General features: G+C 68.3%; 16 protein-coding genes and 2 tRNA genes. 10 read left to right on the top strand and 8 right to left on the bottom strand.

Translation table 11 applies throughout. The features are described from left to right. Window positions 1-705 carry a 2-phosphosulfolactate phosphatase gene (locus tag TRAD_RS10250; RefSeq protein WP_013178545.1) on the bottom strand — a complete coding sequence of 235 codons (705 nt, stop codon included), beginning with the start codon at window positions 703-705 and terminating at the stop codon, window positions 1-3. Between the two features lie 113 nt (window positions 706-818). Here TRAD_RS10250 and TRAD_RS10245 point away from each other — a divergent pair, with 113 nt between their 5' ends. The 6 genes from TRAD_RS10245 to TRAD_RS10220 all read left to right on the top strand — a co-directional run bounded on the left by TRAD_RS10245 (window position 819) and on the right by TRAD_RS10220 (window position 4,685). Then, on the top strand, window positions 819-1,529 hold the full coding sequence (locus tag TRAD_RS10245) for a response regulator transcription factor (protein WP_013178544.1): 711 nt from the start codon (window positions 819-821) through the stop codon (window positions 1,527-1,529). Window positions 1,530-1,643: 114 nt separating this feature from the next. Next, the gene (locus TRAD_RS10240; RefSeq protein ID WP_013178543.1) at window positions 1,644-3,047 is read left to right on the top strand and encodes a sensor histidine kinase; all 1,404 of its coding nucleotides are present in this window, start codon (window positions 1,644-1,646) and stop codon (window positions 3,045-3,047) included. An 83-nt stretch (window positions 3,048-3,130) separates the two neighbouring features. After that, the gene (locus TRAD_RS10235) at window positions 3,131-3,892 is read left to right on the top strand and encodes a hypothetical protein (RefSeq protein ID WP_041947247.1); all 762 of its coding nucleotides are present in this window, start codon (window positions 3,131-3,133) and stop codon (window positions 3,890-3,892) included. Between the two features lie 14 nt (window positions 3,893-3,906). Beyond that, window positions 3,907-4,473: a hypothetical protein gene (locus TRAD_RS10230; RefSeq protein WP_041947246.1), complete on the top strand. Its 567-nt coding sequence runs from the start codon at window positions 3,907-3,909 to the stop codon at window positions 4,471-4,473. 34 nt (window positions 4,474-4,507) lie between these two features. Next, window positions 4,508-4,581, top strand: a tRNA-Cys gene (locus tag TRAD_RS10225). 29 nt (window positions 4,582-4,610) lie between these two features. Further along, window positions 4,611-4,685: transfer RNA gene (locus TRAD_RS10220), tRNA-Val, on the top strand. Between the two features lie 250 nt (window positions 4,686-4,935). Here the strand turns inward: TRAD_RS10220 and TRAD_RS15735 are convergent. Further along, window positions 4,936-5,795 (bottom strand): IS5 family transposase gene (locus TRAD_RS15735; protein ID WP_148221177.1). Its coding sequence is split into 2 segments (ribosomal slippage): window positions 4,936-5,441 and window positions 5,441-5,795, totalling 861 coding nucleotides; the frame shifts between segments, so codons are not numbered across the junction. A gap of 203 nt (window positions 5,796-5,998) precedes the next feature. Beyond that, window positions 5,999-6,478, bottom strand: coding sequence for a MarR family winged helix-turn-helix transcriptional regulator (locus TRAD_RS10215; RefSeq protein ID WP_185095159.1), 480 nt, complete (start codon window positions 6,476-6,478; stop codon window positions 5,999-6,001). Window positions 6,479-6,651: 173 nt separating this feature from the next. Here TRAD_RS10215 and glgX point away from each other — a divergent pair, with 173 nt between their 5' ends. The 3 genes from glgX (at window position 6,652) to TRAD_RS10200 (ending at window position 11,423) form a co-directional block, all read left to right on the top strand. Beyond that, window positions 6,652-8,772 carry a glycogen debranching protein GlgX gene (gene glgX, locus TRAD_RS10210; protein WP_013178539.1) on the top strand — a complete coding sequence of 707 codons (2,121 nt, stop codon included), beginning with the start codon at window positions 6,652-6,654 and terminating at the stop codon, window positions 8,770-8,772. A gap of 109 nt (window positions 8,773-8,881) precedes the next feature. Then, complete coding sequence (locus TRAD_RS10205) at window positions 8,882-10,756, top strand: alpha/beta fold hydrolase (protein WP_013178538.1); 1,875 nt, start codon at window positions 8,882-8,884, stop codon at window positions 10,754-10,756. A 205-nt stretch (window positions 10,757-10,961) separates the two neighbouring features. Next, window positions 10,962-11,423: a hypothetical protein gene (locus tag TRAD_RS10200; protein WP_148221226.1), complete on the top strand. Its 462-nt coding sequence runs from the start codon at window positions 10,962-10,964 to the stop codon at window positions 11,421-11,423. A 17-nt stretch (window positions 11,424-11,440) separates the two neighbouring features. Here the strand turns inward: TRAD_RS10200 and TRAD_RS10195 are convergent, their stop codons facing one another. The 5 genes from TRAD_RS10195 to TRAD_RS10175 all read right to left on the bottom strand — a co-directional run bounded on the left by TRAD_RS10195 (window position 11,441) and on the right by TRAD_RS10175 (window position 19,820). Continuing rightward, entirely contained in the window at window positions 11,441-13,270 is a 1,830-nt protein-coding gene (locus TRAD_RS10195) for a M3 family oligoendopeptidase (protein ID WP_013178536.1), read from the bottom strand. 61 nt (window positions 13,271-13,331) lie between these two features. Beyond that, a complete protein-coding gene (locus TRAD_RS10190; protein ID WP_013178535.1) occupies window positions 13,332-14,978 on the bottom strand; it encodes a cation:proton antiporter in 1,647 nt (548 codons plus the stop codon). A 39-nt stretch (window positions 14,979-15,017) separates the two neighbouring features. Then, window positions 15,018-16,055 carry a glycosyltransferase family 4 protein gene (locus TRAD_RS10185; protein ID WP_013178534.1) on the bottom strand — a complete coding sequence of 346 codons (1,038 nt, stop codon included), beginning with the start codon at window positions 16,053-16,055 and terminating at the stop codon, window positions 15,018-15,020. Continuing rightward, the gene (locus TRAD_RS10180) at window positions 16,055-18,370 is read right to left on the bottom strand and encodes a glycosyltransferase family 4 protein (RefSeq protein WP_049773196.1); all 2,316 of its coding nucleotides are present in this window, start codon (window positions 18,368-18,370) and stop codon (window positions 16,055-16,057) included. Before TRAD_RS10180 ends, TRAD_RS10185 begins: the two co-directional genes overlap by 1 nt. Before the next feature lie 511 nt (window positions 18,371-18,881). Then, entirely contained in the window at window positions 18,882-19,820 is a 939-nt protein-coding gene (locus TRAD_RS10175) for an RluA family pseudouridine synthase (protein WP_013178532.1), read from the bottom strand. Between the two features lie 111 nt (window positions 19,821-19,931). On the opposite strand from TRAD_RS10175, the gene plsX reads away from it, so the two are divergent. Then, window positions 19,932-20,981, top strand: coding sequence for a phosphate acyltransferase PlsX (gene plsX, locus TRAD_RS10170; protein ID WP_049773094.1), 1,050 nt, complete (start codon window positions 19,932-19,934; stop codon window positions 20,979-20,981). Window positions 20,982-21,004: the final 23 nt, after the last annotated feature.

Genomic DNA, 21,004 nt, shown 5'->3' with positions numbered 1-21,004 from the left:
CTAGCGCTCCGGGAGGGTAAAACGCAGCGGGTTTTTGGGGTCGCGTTCGGGCACCGCCTCGAGCGCGTTGAGGCGGGCGGCAAAGGCGACGTCGCGGGCGTAGCCGAGCGTCAGCAGGTGCCTGGCGTGCTCCGCGCGCCGCAGCAGGGCGCCAAGGTCGCGCTGCCCCTCGACGAGGCTGAGCGCGAGGGCGGTCGCGTCGCCCGTGCGCAAGCTGGGCTCGAGCTTGAGCAGCTCGCGCGCGACGCACCCCGCGCCGACGACGTCGTCGAGCGACACCCGCCCGAGCGTCCCGGCGCACACCAGGGTGATGCCGCTTTTGGCGAGCGTCAGCGCCCGCGCCGCCGTCGCCCGCGCATTTACGACGCTCCCCAAGAGCACGTGCCGCGCCGGTGCCACGGCAGCGACCGCCCTGGAGCCGTTGGTGGTGCAGAGCACCGCGCTGCGCCCGGCGACCTCGAGGCGCTCTAGGGGCGAGTTGCCGCCGTCGAAGCCGGGGACGGGGTGACCGCCGCGCTCCCCCAAAAGGAGCGCGCCGGTACGCGCGGCCTGCGCCCGCGCGTCGTCGAGCTCGGCGACCACGAAGAGTTCGCTGAGGCCGCGCGCAAAGAGGTTGCTCGCGGTCGTCGTCATCCGCAGCACATCGATCACCACCGCGACGTCGCGGGGTGGGGTCGGCGAAAGGAGCTCGGTGTGGAGCCGCACACCACATTACACCACGCCTCGCGCTACGCGCCGTCGCCTCACCGCAGGTGCTGCGCCCCCACGGCCGTTGTGCCGCGCCAGGTGCAGCGCCGAGGGGCGCGTTACCATACGGCATGCCTTTACCCGAGACCTCGCCCCTCACGCCCCCGCGCCCCCGGTTGCTCCTCGTCGAAGACGACCCTGGGATTCGCGAGTCGCTCGAGCTCGGGCTCGGTTTTGAAGGGTTCGAGGTCGTGACGGCCGCTTCGGCGAGCGAAGGGTTGCGGCTTTTCGCGCAAGAGGCCATCGACGTGGTGATTTTAGATATCTTGCTCCCCGGTTCCGACGGCTACCGCGTCCTTGAAGCGATCCGCACCCCACACAACCCCAAGCGCGAGGTGGCGGTGCTGTTTTTGACCGCTCTTGACACCATTGAGGACCGCGTGCGGGGGTTGCGCCTCGGCGCCGACGACTACCTCGTCAAACCCTTTTCCTTAGCTGAGCTCGTCGCCCGCATCGAGGCGCTCTGGCGGCGGTTGCAGCGCCCCGTCACGGCGCTATGCGCCGCCGACGTGCGGCTCTACCCCGACAAGCGAGAAGCGTGGCGTGGTGGCGTGCCGCTCGAGCTCGCGCCCAAGGAGTTCGCGCTCTTGCAGGTGCTGCTCGAGCACCGGGCGCGGGTGGTCTCGCGTGAGGCGCTGATGCAGCGCCTCTGGGGGGAGCGGGTCGACCCCAACACGCTCGAGGTGCACGTTTCAAGCCTCCGCCGCGCCCTGGGTGACCCGCCGATGATTCGCACCGTGCGCGGCTACGGCTACCTGCTCGATGAGGCCGACCTTTCGTGAAAGCGCCTCACCTGAAGACGCCCGCGTGAAGGCGCTGCCTCAACGCGTCGACCTGCGCCGTCCGCGGTTGTTGCGGGCGCCTCTACCGGGGGGGCGCTACCGCCCGGAGGCGTGGTGAGGTTGCGTAGAGCGCGCCGCGGCTTCGGGGTGCCGCGCCGCTTAAGTCTGCAGGCGCGGCTGACGCTGCTGCTTTTGAGCGCGCTGCTGCTCGTTCTGGTGCCGCTCGGAGCGTTTACCCTCCAGGAGGCGCGGCGGGCCTCGCTGGCGACCTTAAGTGACGCGCTGCTCGTGCGCCTGGGCTTCTATAGCGCTGTTACCCCCGGCGACCTCGTGCCGCTCGCGGCGCTCGCCAACGAGTTCGGCGGTTACGGCTTTGTCTACCACACCGAGGAGGGGGCCGATGCGGGGGCCGGTAGCGGCGCGCTCCGCTTTACCGACACGGCCGCCCACACGCTCCCCGAGAGCGTGCGCCGGGCGCTCGAGGCGGGCGCGACCTACACGGGGCTCCACGGCGACGCCCTCTTCGCCGTCGTACCGCTTGAAGGCGGTGCGGTCGGTCTCAGCGTACAGGCCGGGGCGATAGGGACGCTTACCCAGCGGCTGCTGAGCGCTTACGCGCTCGCGGCGCTCGGCCTCTTCGCGCTCGTCGGGCTTTTGGGGGCCCAGCTGCTGCGGCTTGTACTCGCCCCCCTCAACCGGATGGCCGCAGCGATCGCCCGGCGCTCGCCCGATAACCTCGCCCCGCTCGCCGTACCCGACCTCCCCGAGGTGCGCCCCATCGCCGAGCGGCTCAACCAGCTGCTGCGCGAGCTGTCGCGCGCGCTCGAGCGTTCGGCGGCGCAGGAGCGCTCGGCGCGGCGCTTCGCCGCGCAGGCGTCGCACGAATTGCGCACGCCCCTAGCGGCCCTAAGCGGCTACCTCGAGGTGTTGCAGCGGCGCCCCGACGAGCCGCGGGCGCTCGCGGGGGCGCTGCGCGAGATGGCGCGGATGCGCGGGCTACTCGACGCGCTCTTGACCCTGGCGCGGCTCGAGGGGCGCGCGCGTATCAGCGCCCCCCCCTTGGAGCTGCGCGCCTTCGTGCGGGAGCGCTTTCCGCACCTGGCGCTCGCCGGGGCTGCAGAGCCGGTCTACACGCGCGCCGACCCCGAGCTCCTTGAGGTCGCCTTGCGCAACCTGCTGCGTAACGCCGAGCGCTACGGCGCGCCACCCGTGACGCTGAGCGTCCTGTCGCGCGAGGGGCGCGCGCAGCTCGTCGTCGAGGATGCGGGCCCCGGGTTTCCGGAGGCGCTTTTGGCGCGGGTGCTCGAGCCCTTCGTCTACGGCGCCGCCGGCGAGGGTGCAGCGGGGGGGGAGGGCGCGCGTGGCACCGGTCTGGGCCTCGCCATCGTGCGCGCGGTGATGGCGGTTCACGGCGGCGACGTCGTGGCCGAGAACGCGCCACACGGGGGGGCGCGCGTCACCCTCCGCTTCAGCTTCCCTTCAGGTTGGGGTGGTGAACGCTTCAGCCAAGGCGGCTAGGCTCGAGCTGGAAATCTTAGGAGGAGCCTATGCGTCACTTGCTGCGTTTGTCACGTCGGTCCCCGAGAGCCTATGCGCTCATGATGGCCCCCCTGTCGGCCGTCACCCTGTTCGGTTTGGGGGTGGCGCAGACGCCGAGCGCGCCCCCGCAGACCACGACCCAGAACGTCGCACCGAGCGCGCCCGAAGCGGAGCTGCCGCTCCCCCCGCTCGCTCCCCAAGCCTCTTGGCGCGAAGCCGAACGGGCGGCGAGCGCCCTGCAAAAGGCGACCCGCCGCGCCTACCGCTTCGACTACGCCCGTTCGGTGGCGCTCGCGAACCTCCAGAGCGCCAGCCCCCAAGGCCAAGCGGAAGCGCCGACGGAGGCGCTGCCCCTAAACCTGCTGGAGCTCGCCCAAGAACTCCTGCAGGAGGCGAACGCCGACTACGCGAGCGGCGCGTTCTTTCTGAGCGAGCGCAAAGCCAAAGCGGCCGAGGACCTCTACAAAGCGGCCGAACACCTGCAACAGGGGTACGGCGCGCTCCTGGGGGATGGGCCGGGGCGCGGCCGGAGCCGCAGGGCCGAACGCCGCGCGCTCGAAGCGCCCTACCGCGCGCAAGACGAGCTCGTCCGGCTCGACCGCGAGCTCGCCTTCTACACCCCCGAAGACGAGCGTCCGTCGCGGCTGCGCGCGGCGGCCCATGACCTCCTAAGCCGCGCTGTGTCGCCCGTCGCCAGCACCGAGGGAGCGCCCCTGCCCCCCGCCTTCGCCTCCCCCTACAGCCCCTTGCCATCGTACGCGGAGGCTGCGCGGGAGGTCGCGAAGGCCGGACGTCATCTTCTAGAGGGGTTGCGCGGCTTTTAGGGGTAAGCTGCCTCGTGATGCGAAGACCCCACCTAGGGGCGCCCCTCGTGGCGCTCCTTCTGTTCACTTTGGTGTGGGCGACGGCGCAGCCCGGCCCCCCCGACGGGCGTGGGCCGAGCCGCCGCGCCCCAAGTGCCGCAGCCTTCGATCCGGCCACGGCGTTGCAGGCGGGGGAGGCGCTACTGACGCGCCTCGAGGTGCTGGCGGTGTTCGAGCACGTTCACGGTCGGCGCGATGAAAAGCGCGAGCTGCGGGTGCTTTTGGGGGACGCTGCGGGGGCGTATGGCCGCTTCAACCTCGACCCCCTGTCGCTCGAGCCGGTCCCCATCGGGCTCGAGGGGGTCGCCCCGCCCCGTCCTGCAGCGGCGGAGCCCGAGGTGCTCTTTCGGGCGGCCGAAAGAGCGCTGCAGGCGCTCTCGCTCTCGGCGGTGGTGGTGCCCGAGCGCGACGGCGTCAAGCTGCTGCTCGTCTACGCGGGTCGCATCGTCGGCGAACTCAGGCTCAACCACGGCTACGCCCCGGCAGCCCACGCCAAGTGGCTCGAGGAGTACGGGCGCAGCCGCTGGCGTTTTCCCGATTGACAGCACCCTCGCCTCATGATAGGCTTGGGTCCTTGGCGCCGTAGCCAAGTGGTAAGGCAGAGGTCTGCAAAACCTCCATCACCGGTTCGAATCCGGTCGGCGCCTCCACCTACCACGGGCGCAGGTGGCCAGTGCACAGGCGCGTAGCTCAGTGGGAGAGCGCTACCTTGACACGGTAGAGGTCGGCGGTTCAATCCCGCCCGCGCCTACCAAAAAAGAAGCGTCAGAGACGCAAGACGTAGAACCCGCCGGAAGTGGCGGGTTCTCTTTTTGGGTGCGTTCGCACCTTATTTGCACCTACGGGACGGGCTAGTTCGCAGTGCTCGGGTCACGCTTGGGCAGGAAGTTGAGCAGGCTCACGGCGGCTTGCGCCCGCTGCGATGCAACCAGGTGGGTGTAGCGGTCGAGGGTGAAAGACGCGCGGCTATACCCTAATCGGTCAGCTAGGGTCTGTCTGACTGATTAGAGCCAGAGGATAATGGAGGCGACAAGCACGCCCGCGAGGTAGTTCCGACCCCGCTTGTCATAGCGGGTTGCTACAGCACGAAAGTCTTTAAGTCGGTTGATGCAGCGCTCAATGACGTTGCGCCCCTTGTACGCCTTGGTATCAAAAGCAGGTGGACGCCCACCTTTGGAGCCCTTGGCGAGCCGGTGCTTTTTGGCGTCTTCTCGCTCAGGGCTGATACAGCGAATGTTCCGTCGCCTCAACCCTTGGCGCTGCTTCTTAAAGCTGTAAGCCCGGTCCAAGCGGAGCTGTGAGGGGCGCTTTCGGGGTCGCCCTCTACCTAAACGTGGTACGTGTATCTCGTCGAGCACCCGCTCCAACCAAGCGGCATCGTTGCGTTGCCCGGCGGTCACGACAAGGGACAGGGGGCGAACCTTCCCATCAGCACAGACATGAACTTTGCTGGTATGCCCGCCACGCGAGTGGCCTAACCACTCATCTGTCAAGCCCCCCTTTTTTCGCCCTCGGCGGGCCGCTTTCTCGCACCTGCAGCGCTCCGGTGGGCTTTGATGTGACTGCTGTCCAAGGCCGCTCCGTCCCAGTCAATATCGCCTGTGGCGTCGGCATGCGCTTGAAGGGCTTGTAGGATGCGCTGCCAGTCACCGCTACGTTCCCACCTCGTGAACCGGTCCCAGCAGGTTTGCCAGGCTCCGTAGCGCTCAGGAACATCTCGCCAAGGTGCTCCAGTCTTGAGCCGCCACAAAATGCCGTTGATAACTCGGCGATGGTCAACGTAGGCGTGGCCGCGTTGGGGATTCGCAGGTAAATGCGCTTTTAACGCTCGCCACTGTTTCTCGCTTAAGTCCGTCCGTGCCATGCCTTTACCCTAAAACATCAGTCAGCCCTTCTGTCAGACAGACCCTAGCACTTTCGCGTCCATGCCGCTACGAATCGCCATAAAAGCGTGCAGGTGGCGCAAGTCGTGTAGCCGGATGCGCGACGCGTGTTTCCCCTGACTTGACGCCTAAAAGCTACCCCGGGACTCCACGCGTCCGGTTGGTGATGTAGCTTCGTGGTGCGCTAGAGGGTGCCGCCCGAGGCCGACGCCCGCAACTTGTGCACCAGGCGCAGCCCGAGCTCGAGCTCGTCGTCGCCGAGAGCCGAGAGGGGGGCGTGTAAGGTGCGCTGCCACGCCTCGCGCAGGCGCGCGCGCTCCCGTTCGCCCGCCTCTGTGAGTTCGAGGTGAACGCGCCGACCGTCGCTCGGGTCGCTCTGCCGCACGATGAGGCCGCGCGCCTCGAGCTCGCTGATCATCGTCGACACCGCCGGCGGTACGAGCTGCAGCGCCTCCGAGAGCTCTTTGGGTTGCGCGAGGCCGCGCCCGACGAGCTCCAACAGAAGGGCCCTGACCGTGCGGAACCCGAGCGGTTCAAAGGTGCGCGCGGCGCTCTGCCGCAGCGCCCACATGAGCGGCAGCGCGTGCGCGCTGAGCTCCTCGATCATGGCCTCTTTGGAAAGGGGGCTGTCGGCGGAGGACGAGATGTCGGTAGGGTCGGGCATGAGGGCCATTATGACACTGTGCTGCGCGAAATGTGAAGATTTTTATAGCTTCGGGCTGATTGAAACGTTGTCGCTCACCTATACACAACATGTTGGGTGCGCAGAGGTTGTGTGACGTGGCGTTTGTACGCCTGTGCGCTCTTTGGTGTGGCCCCCTCACGTAGAGTAACGACGTGGAACTGCGACCTGGACACCCCTTTCCGTTGGGCGCGTCGTGGGATGGTCTGGGGGTCAACTTTGCCCTTTACAGCCAGCACGCGACGCACGTTGAACTCCTACTTTTCGATAGCCCCGAAGCGGAGGCGCCGTCTCAGACCATCGCCCTCCCCGAACGCACGGGACCGGTGTGGCACGGCTACTTTATCGGGATCTATCCGGGACAGCTCTACGCCTACCGGGTGCACGGCCCCTTTGAACCGCACCACGGGCACCGCTTCAACCCCCACAAAGTGCTTTTAGACCCCTACGCCAAGGCGCTCGGCCGCGAGCCGCGGTGGCACAGCGCGCTGTTCGCCTACCGCCTGGGCGACCCGCAAGCGGACCTCAGCTTTAATGACGAGGACAGCGCCCCCTACGCCCCCCTCGGGAGAGTCGTCGAAGACGCTTTTGAGTGGGGGGATGACCGGCACCCCAACATCCCGTGGGAAGAGACGATCATCTACGAAACGCACGTCAAGGGCATCAGCAAGCTGCACCCCGAGGTCGACGAGCACCTGCGCGGGACCTACCTGGGGCTCGCCTCGGCGCCCATCTTAGAGCACCTGACCTCGCTCGGCGTCACCACCATCGAGCTTTTGCCGGTGCAGGCTTTTACCAACGACCAGTACCTCGTCGACAAGGGGTTGTCGAACTACTGGGGGTACAACCCGCTCGCCTACTTCGCGCCGCACCCGGGCTACGCGACGCGCCCCGAAGCGGCGGTGCAGGAATTCAAGATGATGGTGCGGGCGCTTCACAAAGCGGGCTTAGAGGTGCTCATCGACGTGGTCTACAACCACACCGGCGAGGGCAACCGGATGGGGCCGACGCTCTCTTTTAAGGGGATCGACAACGTCTCTTACTACAAGACCAAACCCGACGAGCGCCGCTACTACATGGACTACACGGGTACCGGCAACACGCTAGACGCCACCCAACCGGCCGTGGTGCGCCTCATTACCGACTCGCTGCGCTACTGGGTTCAGGAGATGCACGTCGACGGTTTCCGCTTCGACCTCGCGACCTCGCTCGCGCGCGGTTTCGACGACGTCAACATGCACGCGACGATGATGCAGGCTATCGAGCAAGACCCCGTGCTCTCGAAGGTCAAACTCATCGCCGAACCGTGGGATGTGGGCCCCAACGGGTATCAGGTCGGCGGGTTTCCCTGGAACTGGTCGGAGTGGAACGGCCGCTACCGCGACACCGTCCGCGCGTTCTGGCACGGCGGGGAGGGGCTCACGGCCGAGCTTGCGACGCGCGTCACCGGTAGCAGCGACCTCTACGCGCACCGTGGGCGCCGCCCGTTCGCTTCGGTGAACTTTATCACTGCCCACGACGGTTTTACCTTGCAAGACCTCGTTTCGTACAACCACAAGCACAACGAGGCCAACGGCGAGAACAACCGCGACGGTGAAGACCACAACAGCTCGTATAACGGCGGCGCCGAGGGGCCGACCGACGACCCGGCGGTGCTAAAAAATCGCGAGACGCGCAAACGCACCTTTTTGGCGACCCTGCTGCTCTCGCAGGGGGTGCCGATGATCCTGGGCGGCGACGAGCTCTCCCGTACCCAGGGGGGGAACAACAACGCCTACTGCCAAGACAACCCCATCAGCTGGTTCGACTGGGAGCTCGACGAGCGCGAGGAGGGCTTTTTAAACTTCGTCAAGGACCTGATCGCTTTCCGCAAGGCGCACCCCATCTTTCAGCGGCGGCACTTTTTAACCGGGCGCGAGGTGAATGGTTGCCGCGACGTGACCTGGATCCACCCCGAGGGGCGTGAGATGCATGAGGGCGACTGGCACAACCCGAAGCTGCGCGCGTTGGGGATGCTTCTATGCGGCGAAGCGTCTTCGGAGCTGCCGCAAACGGGTCAGGGGGCCCCGGATGAGAGCTACTTGGTGCTCTTTCACGGCAAGCGCCCCGCGCGCTTCGTGCTCCCCGACGTACCGGGGCACCCCGGATGGCTCTGGGAGCGGCTCTGGGCGACCGAGCCGGGTCGGGCGCGGCGGTTGCGGCCGCTGCACGCCGGCAGCAGCCTGATCCTGCCGACGGGGCAGATCTCGGTGCTGCGCGGGGTAGAGCCGAGGTAAGCACGCGCAACGTTGTACGCAACCTCTCGGCACTACATACTTGCTCGGGCGAGCTCCGCATAATGGCCGGGTTGGCCCCCATAGCTTCGGCAGTTCCCTGGAGGTAGTTATGAGGTTACGTAGGCGCACGTTGCTCCTCGGGTGTCTTTGGTTGCTGACGGCGTGCGGCTCCCGCTCGGGAGCGCCCGACCCCGTAGACGCGGAGCGGGAGGCGGCGCTGGCGCGCTTTCGGGAGCAGGCGGTCGCCTGGGCCCCTTGTGATCCGAGCATCTTTCCGGAGGTGCTGCTAGAGCCCCTGGCGACTCTGGGCGACCGCCTCGAGTGCGCGACGCTCCGCGCGCCGCTCGACTGGGAGGTGCCCGAGGGCGAGGCGATCAACTTGGGCGTGTTGCGGGTGCGCGCCGGGGACGAAGCCGCCCGCCGCGGCGCGATCCTCACCAACCCCGGGGGGCCGGGGGGCGACGGCCTCATCCTGGGGGCGCTGCTCGGGTTGGTGTTCGCCAGCAACGGGGGGGCGGAGCTCGGCTTCGAGGCCGCCGCGCCCGAGCTGCTCGGCGCGGTCTCGAGCGCCTACGACGTCGTCGGCTTTTCCCCGCGCGGGGTAGGGGGGAGCTTCCGCCTCTACTGCGGGACGAACCGGCGCGCCGAACCGCCGGGCTTCTACACCGACCGCTCGCCCGAAAACGTTCAGGCGCTCCTCACGCTCGGGGAGCGCCAAGCGGACGCCTGCTTGAATACCCCCCTAAGCCAGTACATCAACACCGAGCAGACCGTGCGCGACATGGACCTGATCCGCACCGTGATGGGCGACGAAAAGCTCAACTTCCTGGGGTACTCGTACGGCTCCTGGTTGGGGGCTTGGTACGCCAAGCGCTTCCCGCAACACGCGGGCAACATCGTGTTAGACGCCAACGTCGACTTTACGGCGACCTTTGAGGCCATCTTTAACGACTTCGTCCGGGGGTTCGAGCGCGCCTTTAGGGAGGTCGCCTTGCCCTTTGCCGCGCGCAACGACGCGGTCTTCGGCCTCGGCGGCAGCGCCGATGAGGTCTACGCGGTCTACGACGGGCTGCCCGAAGACCTCAAAGCGGTCCTCGTGCAGGGTTCGCTGTCGATCTTCGCCGCGCTCTACAGCTCCGAAGCGGTGCCCGATATCGCCCTGACGCTCGTCGCGGCGCGGGGGGTCGACGAGGCGCTAGAGGCGTTTGGTGACACGCTCACCCTCGACAACTTCGACGCGTTCGCGGCGCTCGTGGGCGAGCAGACGTACGCCGAAGACGCGTTCGTCGACGAACTCGCCCGCACCTACGCGCTCACCCTCGCGCAGGACTACCTCCTCTACCGCGACTTTTTGGAGAACGGCCCCTACCCGGTCGAGCTGCCGCCGGAGGGGGCTGTTGGTACTGCCGTGACCTGCAACGACGCCCCCTGGCCTCAGGGCGCGGAGCACTACATCAGGCGCGGCAACGAGGCGCACGAGAGCTATCCCTTACTGGGCGGGGCCCTGACGGCCGAGCCGTGCGGCTTCTGGGGCGCGCCGACCGCCGCGATGCCCGAGACGCCGAGCGAGATGGCCCCCATCCTGATGGTGCAGACCGGTTTTGACGCCGCGACCCCGAGCGAGGGGGCGCTGCGCGCCTTTGACTCGCTGCCGAACGCGGCGCTTATCTACATCGAAAACGAGCTGTCGCACGGGGCTTTCCCCTACAACACCGCGTGCGTCGATGCGGCGGTAGCCGCTTACCTTTTAGACGGCACGGTGCCACAGACGCGGGTGCAGCATTGCGACGCCCGCCCCCTCCCTGGGGAGACGCAGGTCTACCCGCCGGGCGGGGTGCCGCGCCCCGCGGCGGCGCGCGTCTCCGCGCAGGCGCTCTTGAGGCCCGCCGCGCACCACCCGCTGTACGGGCTGCTGCACGATACCGTGCGTCAAAACGCCGCCGACTTTTTTGGGCGCGGCCAAAGCTCGCCCTGGAGCCGCTAGGGTGCGGGGTAGGGGGTCTCCCTACCCCGCAGCGTTCGGTCGGGTGTGCGCCTGGATGGTAAGGGGCTTGGTGGTGCGGGCCGACGACGCGACCCTCGGCGGGGTCGTACTCTCCTGCCTCCTGCTCCTAAGCGCTTGCACCCCCGTCGCTCAGCCGGCGAGGGGTGCAACGTCCACCACACCCCCGGAGACGGCGGCGCACCCTGTGGCGCACCCTGTCGACGCCGGCGCGACCGCGCTCGTCGGCAGCGGCCTCACGGTCCCCGACACGGGGGTGACCCTCCAGGTCGGGGAGGCGTTGTTGCGGGGGGAGCGGATCGCTTTCGAGCTCCCCGGGGACCGCGGCACGTTGCAGCTGCTCGCCCCCGGCCTCGAGGTGCGCGCGCAGGGACGCGACTTTCTCGTGCTCCCCCTCGAGGTGCGCCGCGTCTCCGGCGCGGGTGGGCTCTACGTGACGCTCGTCGAGGTCGGCCCCGAAAGGGTGGCGCAGCGGGGCAGCCAGGCGCTCGGCCGCGGCCTCCGGCTGCTCAGCCTAACGGCCAGCGACGGGCTCATCACGGTGCAAACCGTCGACGCCCGCTTGGGGCGCCCGCCAGCGATGACCCCGCGCGGGGGCGGCACGGTGCGTTTTAGGATCGTGGGCGGGAGGTTGGTGCGGCAACCGTAGCGCCCGTTCGCACCGGTCTACGGCGAAAACCGCGCCACGAGCGCTTCGTACTCGCGGACGCGCGCCTCGGCGACCTTGAGGCTCGCCTCCCAGAACGCCCCGCTCTCTAAGTCGATACCGAAACGGGCCGCCAAGGTGTTCGCGTCCTCCATCCCCGTCGCGGCGAGCAGCGCGTCGTAGCGTTCGTGCCACCCTTCCGGCTGGTCCTGGTACTGGGCGTAGAGCCCCAAACCGAAGAGGTAGCCGAAGGTGTAGGGGAAGTTATAAAAGCTCCGTCCCACGCTGTAGTAGTGGCCTTTGTGCGCCCACATGAGCGGGTGGCGCGCGCTCTCATCGAGCGCGTCGCCGTAGGTGGCCGCCTGCGCCTCGAGCATCAGCTCGTTGAGTTCGGCGACCGAGAGCTCACGTTCGCGGCGGCGCTCGAACACGGCGCGCTCGAACAGAAACCTCGAGTGGATGTCGAGGACGAGCTGCGTGCTGCCCAGCAGGTCCTGCTCCAGGATCGCCAAGCGTTCCCGATCGTCGGCGCGCGTTAGCAGCGCGTTGACCACGATCGTCTCGCAGAAGATGCTGGCGGTTTCGGCGAGCGTCATCGGCGTGTCGCTCTGCAGCTCGGTGCGGCCGTAAGCGTAGGCGCAGGCGTTGTGATACGCGTGCCCGAGCTCGTGCGCCAGGGTAAAGACGTCGTCGAGGTTACCGCCGAAGTTGTGCAGCAGCCGCGACTCCTGCACCCCGGGGACGCCCATGCAGAAGGCGCCGTTGCGTTTGCCCTTGCGCGGCGGGACGTCGTGCCAATGTTCGTCAAAGGAGCGCTGCGCGAACGCGGCGAGCGCCGCCGAGTAGCTGCCAAAAGCCTCGACCACGAACGCCTGGGCCTCGTCCCAGCTAAAGCGGCGCGGCGCGCCGACCCCGACCGGGGCCAGCAGGTCGTACCAGGCGAGCGTCTCTTGGCCCAAAAACTTGGCCTTGGCCGCTAGGTAGCGCCGAAAGAGCGGGAAGTGCGCCTCGCACGCCCCTTGCATCGCCGCGAGGCTGCGGGCGCTGATGCGGTTTTCGAAGATCGCCTCGTCTAACGCGCTCGCCCAACCGCGCCGCCGGGTGAGTTCGTTGACCTGGCCCTTGATCGAATTGAGCGCGGCGGCAAAGGGCACGGCGTTGCGCTCCAAAAGCTCGAGCTCGGCCTCAAAAGCGCTGCGGCGCACCTCGGGGTCGGGGTCGCTCTGCAAGTTGCGCAGCTCGGTGAGCGGAAGCTCGGCTTCGCCCCTGCCGGGGAGCGTCACGCGGAGGGTTTCGCGGCTGATCAGGTCGCCGTGCAGCTTCGCCCACGCCCCCCCGCTGCTGGGGTGCAGGGCGGCGGCGAGCTCTTCGGCCTCGCTCCCCATGAGGTGCGCGGCCTCCTCCTTGCTGCGGCGTACGAAGTAGGCGTGCGCCCGCGCGCGCTCTGAACCCTTAAGGAGCCTTTCGGCGTCCAACGCGCCGACCCAGGCGGTAAAGCGGGTGCTCAAAAAGCTGAGTTCGCTCCCCAGCGGCTGGAGCGAGGAGGCTTCCGCCTGCGCGCGGTCGTTAAAGGCGTCCGTGGCGATAAAGCCTACCAAAAAGGCGCGCAGCGTGGCGAAGCGGACGTAGAGGTCGTTGAGCTGATCGAGAAGCGCGTCGAAGGTGGCGACCTGTTCGCTGTGGGTGGGCAGGGGTTCGCGCGCGGCGCCCACGCCGCGCGCGTCCATGGCCGACCGGAGCGCCTCGACGCGCTCACGCAGCTCGGCTTTGGCCTGCGCGTACGCGGGCGCGTCGAGCCCCGGGAAGATCGAGGTGAGTTGCCAGTGCGGTAAGGAGGCGGTTTGGCTCATGGCTGACTTTAACCCGTTTGTCGTAAAGCTTTGTTAAAAGGCGCCGCGATCTTCGCGGGCCCTAGCGTGGGAGGGGCTCGGCCTCGAGGCGCGCGAGCACCTCCTGCGCCGCGCGCTCGGCGGCGTCTTTAAAGGGGAAGAGCACGAGGTCCGCGCCCGCCGCCCTGAGCGCGTCGCCGACGGCGCGGCTGTGGGCGGTGACCGCCACGCGGCCGCCGTAGCCGTAGTGGCGCAGCCCGTGCAGCAGCGCCACGTTGACCTCCAGGTGGGGGATGCTCGAGACCACCCAGCGCACGCCGCTGAGTTCCAGCGTACCCGGGTACTCTGGGTCTTCGGCGTCGCCGTAGTGCGCCGTCACCCCGGCCGCGCGCCACCGTCGCACCGTCTCGGGGTCGAAGTCGACGCCGTGCACCGTGAGCCCCCCCTTGTGCAGCTCGCGCAGCAACCGACCGCCGAAGCGTCCGAGGCCGAAGACGAGCGCGTCGGCGCCGCGCGCGCCCGCGTTGGCGTCGCCCTCGCTCTCGCGAAAGGGGACGCGCCGCTCGAAGGGGCGCAGCAGCGGGGCGAGGCGGGTGTAGAGCTCGTTCGAGTAGAGGATGAGGTAGGTCGACAGCGCGATGGTAACGAGCCCCACCAAGGTGATGAGCCCGACCGTGTCGCGCCCGATGTGCCCCAGCGAGGCACCGAGGGCGGCGAGGATCAGCGAAAACTCGCTGATCTGCGCGACGGTGAGCCCCGCCAAAAACCCCGTGCGTTTGCGGTAGCCGAGCCAGCGCATGATCAGCATGACGATCAGCGGGTTGCCGACTAGCACAAACGCCGAGAGCACCAAAGCGGGGACGACCTGCGCGCCCAAAAGCCCGAGCTCGAGCCCGGCGCCTAGGTTGATAAAGAAAAAGAGCAGGAGAAAGTCGCGCAGCGACACGAGCCGCGAGGCGATCGCTTCGCGGTACGGGGTCGAGGCGAGCGCGACCCCCGCGAGAAAGGCCCCGACCTCGGCGCTAAAACCCAAAAGGTCGCCCGCTGCGCCGAGCGCGACGGCCCAAGCGACCGCAAAGAGCACCAGCAGCTCCGCCGAGCGCGCGAGCAGGTGTAGCAGCCGCGGCAACAGCAGCGCCAGCGCGAAGGTGCCCCCCAGAAACAGCAGCCCCCGCAGCCCCACGGCGAGGGCCTCGAGGAGGGGGTGGCGGTCGCTGCCCTCGCCGAGCGCCGTCAGGACGATCATGGCGAGCACCACCACGAGGTCCTGGACGATCAGAAACCCCACCGCGATGCGCCCGTGCAGGGCGTCGATCTCGCGTTTGTCCGAGAGCAGTTTGACGATGATGATGGTGCTTGAAAAGGTCAGCGCCACCGCGACGTAGAGCGCCGCTACCGGCGCTAACCCGAGCGCGCGCGCGATCACAAACCCCACCCCCGAGGTGAACGCGACCTGCCCGAGGCCCGTGGCAAGCGCGGTCGGTCCCATCCGCCGCACGAGCTGCACGTCGAGCTTGAGCCCCACCACAAAGAGCAGCAGCGCGATGCCGAGCTCCGCCAGCAGCCCCCACAGCTCGCCCGGGTCGATGACGCCCAGAGCAGACGGGCCCACGAGGATGCCGACCACGATAAAGGCGATGATCAGCGGCTGCCTGAGCCGCACCGCCACCGCGCCGACGAGCGCGGCGATCAGGAGGAGCAAAGCGACCTCGTAAAAGGGGTTTAGCATCCTTACCCCCGAGCATACCGCGCGCCGTCGGGTCGGGGGCTAGGCCGTCAAAATCCGCTCGTACACCCGCAGGTAGTCGTCGACCATCCGCTCCTGGCTAAAGCGCGCCGCGGCGTCCGCGCGTATGGCGCGGCGATCTAGTTCAGGGAGCTGCGCGACGGCTGCTGTCGCCGCCTCGAGCCCCGTCACGACAAAACCGTTTACCCCGTCGCGCACGATCTCCGGCACCGACCCGCGCGGGGTAGCGATCACCGGTGTGCCACAGGCCATCGCCTCGACCATCGACAGACCGAAGGGTTCGTCGAAGTTGATGAGGTGCAACAGCGCCGCCGCGCCGCCTAAAAGCCGGTTTCGCTCCTCCGGTCCGACCGACCCGACGTAGCGCACGCGGTCGCCGAGGTGGGGCGCAATCTCCCGCTCGAAGTACCTCTGGTCTTGGATGATGCCCGCCAAGACGAGGGGGCGCTCGGCCCTTTGGGCGACCTGGATGGCTTCGGCGGCACCCTTGTCGGGGTGGAGGCGTCCAAAAAAGAGCAGGTAGTCCTCGGGCGTCTCGCGCAGCGTAAAGGCGCCGAGGTCGATGCCGTGGTGCACGGTGGCGAGGTAGGTCAGTTCGGGGTGGCGGTCGGCGTCGCTGATGGCGACGTAGTGGGTGCGGCCATTGTAGCGCCGGTAGACGGGCAGGATGCGCGCCGACGAGAACCCGTGGATGGTCGTGACGACGGGGGTGCGGACCAGGCCGCTATAGGTGAGCGGCAGAAAGTCGTAGTGGTTGTGGATGAGGTCGAAAGCGTCCGCCTGCTCGAAGAGGTTGGCGAGGTGCAACCCCTCCCACACCTTGGCGTCGAGCGTGGGGTCCTCCTCGTAGGGGCGCGGCACGACGGCCGAGAGGCGCGCTTGGGTCTGCGAGTCGGCGGTGGCGAAGAGCGTAACGTCGACGCCCCGCCGCACGAGCCCCTCGGTAAGCAGCGAGACCACGCGTTCCCAGGGGCCGTAGTGGCGCGGCGGCACGCGCCAAGCGATGGGGGCGAGCATGGCGATCTTGACGCCCCCGCCGCCTACGCGGCGCACCGCCATCAGTCGGCGATCACCGCGGGCGGTGCGGGGTCAGCGTCTAGCTGCGTCAGGCGGTTTGGCGCGGCCAGCGTCGGCGGCAGCGAGCTCCGCCGCAGCTCGAGCAGCGACAGCAAAAACGCCAGCGTCGACTCCGCCCCCTGGTTCTGGTTGACGCGGTCGGGTTGGAGGCCGTCGAAGCAGCCGCCGGTCGTGGGATCGAAAAGGGGCAGACCGAGGTCATTTTCGCCCAAAAACCACTCGAAGGCGCAGCGAGCCTCTTTGAGAAAGCGCGCGTCGCCCGTTGCGGCGTGCGCGGCGAGGCACGCCGAGACCATCGCGTGCGCCTCGACGGGCTGTTGGTCGAAGGTGGCGCGCACGCCGCCGCGCGGGTAGAAACCGTTGCAGCCGATCCAGGAAAAGTGGCCGTTGGGTTTTTGTTCTTGCATGAGCCAGTCGAGGCTCTGGAGCCCGATCTCGAGCAGCTCGCGCTGAGCGAGCTGCTGTCCGGTGGTGATGAGCGCGTGCGGCAGTTTGGCGTTGCAGTAGCTTAACAGCGGTTCGAACCAGGGCCACGCCGGTGACGCGTTGTCGCGGTAGAGCTTGACGAGCCGCCCGGCGAGCGCCTCCTGCACCCCCTGGGCGCTGCGGTCGCCGGCGAAGCGCTCGAGGTACGAGGCGACGCCGAGGAGGGTAAAGGCCCAGGCGCGCGGGCTCGTAAACTCGAGCGTACCGGGCAGCGCCCGCTCGAAAAGCGCCCCCGCGACGCCCCGCAGCGAGCGGTCTTGCGAGCTGCCCAAAACGGTGCCGAGCGCCCACAGCGCCCGACCGTGGGCGTCTTCGGAGCCGACCGGCTCGAGCCAGGTGCGGTCGTACGCCATAAAGTTGCGAAAGCGCCGCGTGGCGGGGTCGAAGGCGTGGTGCAAAAAGGCCAGGTAGCGCGGGGTGAGGCGCCGCACCCGCTCCGAGAGCTCGTCATAGGCTTCAAGCATCACTCCGGCGATGAGCGCGCGGGCGTTGTCGTCGGTCGTGTAGCCCTCGTTGTAGTTGGGCACCGCGTGGACGGCGTGCTGCAAGATGCCGGTGTCGTCGCTTAGGCGCTCCAGGTGGCGCAGGTCCAGGGGCGGAAACTCGGGGGGGCGGGCGCCGAGCGGTTTGGGCAGCGCGACTTGCGAGGCGCTCGTCGAGCGTTCGCGGGCGCGGCCGAAGACCTCGGTGTAGCGCGCGGCGACGGCGGGCCAGATCATCTCGCGGCCGTAGAGGTAGGCGCGTTTGCGCATGGCGTTGCGCTCGGGGGCGTTGTCGAGCACGGCCAAAACGTTCTCGGCCAGCGCGTCGGGGTCGGCGAAAGGCGTCAGGCGCCCGCGGCCCTCAGCGAGGAGCTCCTCGGCGTACCAGTAGGGCGTCGAGATCACCGCTTTGCCCGCCCCGAGCGCGTAAGCGAGCGTCCCCGAGACGATCTGCTCGCGGTTGACGTAAGGGGTCAGGTACACGTCGGCGGCGCCGATAAAGGCGAGCAGCTCGTCGAGCGCGACGAAGCGGTCGTAGAACACGACGTGGTGTTCAACGCCGAGCGTGCGCGCGAGGCGCTGCAACGACAGGCGGTACGACTCGCCGTTTTTGCGTTTGAGGTGCGGGTGCGTCGCGCCGACGATGAGGTAGAGCACGTCGGGGTGGCGTTCGACGATGCGCGGCAGGGCGCGGATGGCGTGCTCGAGCCCCTTGTTGGGCGAGAGCAGGCCGAACGTCAAGAGGACCGTCCGGTCCTCGACGCCGAAACGGTCTTTGTAGAAGGTCGGGTCGGTAAAGGGGACGTCGGGGATACCGTGCGGGATGAGGTCGACGTGGGTTTCGGGGATCCCGTAGACGCTCCCCAAAAAGGCGCGCCCTTTTTCGCTCATCACCACGAGGCGTTCGGAGAGCGCGGCGAGCTCCTCGATGACGAGCCGCTGCTGCGGCGTGGGGTGTTCCAAAACCGTGTGCAAGGTGGTGACAACGGGCGCTTTGAGGTCGCGTAGGAGCGTGAGGAGGTGGCTGCCGGACTCCCCGCCGAAGATGCCGAACTCGTGCTGCACGTTGACGACGTCGACGTCTTGCAGGTTTAAAAAGTCGGCGGTGCGCGCGTAGTGGCTGAGGTCGCCCTGCGGCAGCTCGAAGCGCACGACGGGCGGGTAGGCGTAGCCCTCGGGCGTATCGTTCATCGCCACGGCGAAGACCGCCTCGGGGCCGTGAAGCTCACCGAGCGCCCCGACGAGGTCCGCGGTAAAGGTCGCGATGCCGCACTGGCGCGGCGGGTAGTTGCCGATCACAGCGATTTTGCGAAGTGAACTGCGGTTCACCGGTTCCCCCTCTTTGTAACTCGTCCCCTCGCACTGGCCTCGTCGGTGCTGCGTGCGCAAGTAGCAGGACGTAAAGGTGTCGCCGCCCTCCTCGAGGCGCTGCACGAGGTGATAAGGTGGGCCGCCGCGGCGTAGCGCGGGCGGCGTGGGTTGCAACGAAAGCAAGGTGGGGTGCGCACGGTCCACGTCTCCCCAGAACGCGTCCTGAAGCGCGGGCAGCGGAGCCGCTGCCGGTGTGAGGGTGCGGGGCGTGCTCGCTCCCAGCGCCGAAACGCTGGCCCGCAACCTCACCCTCCCACTTTACCACGGCCGAATGTGCCGCAATTCACTTCAACGTTACGGTGTGAGCGTTCAGTTCCGCCCAGGGGCGTTAAAGACGCGCTGGAGGCGCGCTGCGGGGGCCCTAGCCAACGCGCCGAGCCCGCCGTGGCTAGGGGCTGGGGTGCGTGGACCACGGCGAGCGCCGAGCCCAGAGCCCACCGGTCCCCAGGTGACCGCGGCTGCGCCCAGCCTAGAGGTGCGGCTCGCCCTCGGGGGGCCAGGTGCCACCCAGGCTAACCCAGGCGCTCACCATGTCTAAGGGGACTTGAGCGGAGAAGGTGATCGCGTGGTGGTCGCGGGGGTGGGGGAGGCTCAGGCGCTGCGCGTGTAGCGCGTGGCGGGCTATAAGCGGCGAGGGTTTGCCGTAGACGCTGTCGCCCAAGATCGGAGCGCCCAGGTGCGCGAGGTGCACGCGGATCTGGTGCGTGCGCCCGGTGTGGGGTTTGGCGCGCACCAGGACCGCTTCGCGGGTGCGCGCGAGCACCCGAAAGTAGGTCGAGGCGCTCCGCGGGTTGTTGCCGCCGACGGTCATCTTACGCCCGTGGTGGGGGTGGCGTCCGATGGGGCCGTCCATGTAGAGGTCGTCCTCGAGGGTGCCGACGGCGATAGCGATGTACTCCTTTTCGGTGAGGCGCTTTTTAAAGGCGCTCGCGAGCTCGCGGTGCGCCGCGTCGTTTTTGGCGACCACCATCACCCCCGAGGTCTCCTTGTCGAGCCGGTGCACGATGCCGGGGCGGTAGTCCTCGTCCTCGGGGTCGAAGAGCTTCTCCTTGGCGAGCGCCATCCGACCTAGCAGGGCGTTGACCACCGTTCCCTCGCGGACCGTAGCGGTCGGGTGGGCGGTCATCCCGGGGGGTTTGTCGATGGCCGCGAGGTCGTCGTCCTCGTAGATGATGTCGAGCGGCGTGTTTTCGGGTTCGACGCGTAAAGGCCGCGGGGGGGGGAGCACCACCGACACGAGCTCGCGCCCCGAGAGCTTGGTCGAAGCTTTGGCGACCGGTTGCCCATCTAACTGCACGTAGCCGCCGAGCACGAGGTCTTTAGCGTACGTGCGCGAGAGCTCGAGCGCCACTGCGATGGCGACGTCGAGGCGCTCGCCGGCAGGGGCTTCAAAAACCCGTACGTCCACCCCGCTAGTCTACCGCCTGAACAAGGGCGCGGCGTCTTGTAAGAGAACCCTCGAGGGCACCGGGGCCGGTCTATCCGGTCGCGCGCGCGCAGCGGCACGTATACTACGACCATGAACACCTCACCCTCCCCGACGACGTCACCTCACGACAGAGCCCCGCGTTACACCGTCGCGCTCGACGCCATGGGGGGGGACGCCATGCCCCAAGCGGCCGTCGCCGGCGCGCTCGCCGCCGCCCGCGAGGGGGTGTCGGTCGTGCTCGTGGGCGACGAGGGGGCGATCCGGCAGGAGCTGCGCGCGCAAGGGGGCGAGCTGCCCGTGCATCACGCCCCCGACACCGTGCGGATGGAGGACCACGCCGCCGAGGTGCGGCGGCGCAAAGACTCGAGCATCATGCAAGCGATGCGCCTGACCAAGGAGGGAGACGCCTCGGCGTGCGTCTCGGTCGGTCACTCGGGTGCCACGATGGCCGCCGCGCTCTTTGTGCTGGGCCGCCTTAAAGGGGTCGAGCGCCCCGCGATTTTGGCCAACATCCCGACCGCCAAGGGGTTTTGCGCCCTGATCGACGCGGGCGCCAACGCCGACTGTCGGCCGACGCACCTGCAGCAGTTCGCGGTCATGGGGAGCGTGTACGCGCGCCTCTTTTACGGGCTTCCGAACCCTTCGGTCGGGCTGATCTCGATCGGCGAGGAGCCCGAAAAGGGCAACGAGCTCACCCGCGAGGCGCACGCGCTGTTGCAGAAAACCCCCGGCATCGCCTTTTACGGCAACGTCGAGGGGCGCGACCTCCTCAAAGGCACTACCGACGTGGTGGTCGCCGACGGGTTTACCGGCAACGTGATGCTCAAGCTCGCCGAGGGCGAAGCCAAGGTGATCTTCGGGTGGGTGCGGGAGGCGCTCACGGGGGGTGGGTTCGGCACGAAGCTCGGGGCCGCCCTGGTCAGGTCGGCGCTCCGCCGCGTCGCCGCGCGCCTCGACCCCGCCGAGTACGGCGCGCAGCCGCTACTAGGGGTCGACGGGTACGCGTTTATCGGTCACGGTTCGTCGGACGCGCGGGCGATCAAAAACGCGCTCCTGACCGCCAAGCGCGCCGTGGAGGCCGAGCTGCTGCCGAAGATCAAAGCGGGGATGGCGGCTTTGGAGCCAGCTAGGGCTTCCTAGGGGCTGTTGCCGCGTTGGCGCCC

It is taken from the genome of Truepera radiovictrix DSM 17093, from assembly GCF_000092425.1.
GTDB classification, from domain to species: Bacteria; Deinococcota; Deinococci; order Deinococcales; family Trueperaceae; genus Truepera; species Truepera radiovictrix.
The sequence above is the reverse complement of the archived record's forward strand: the minus strand, read 5'-3'. Positions and strand labels throughout refer to the sequence as shown.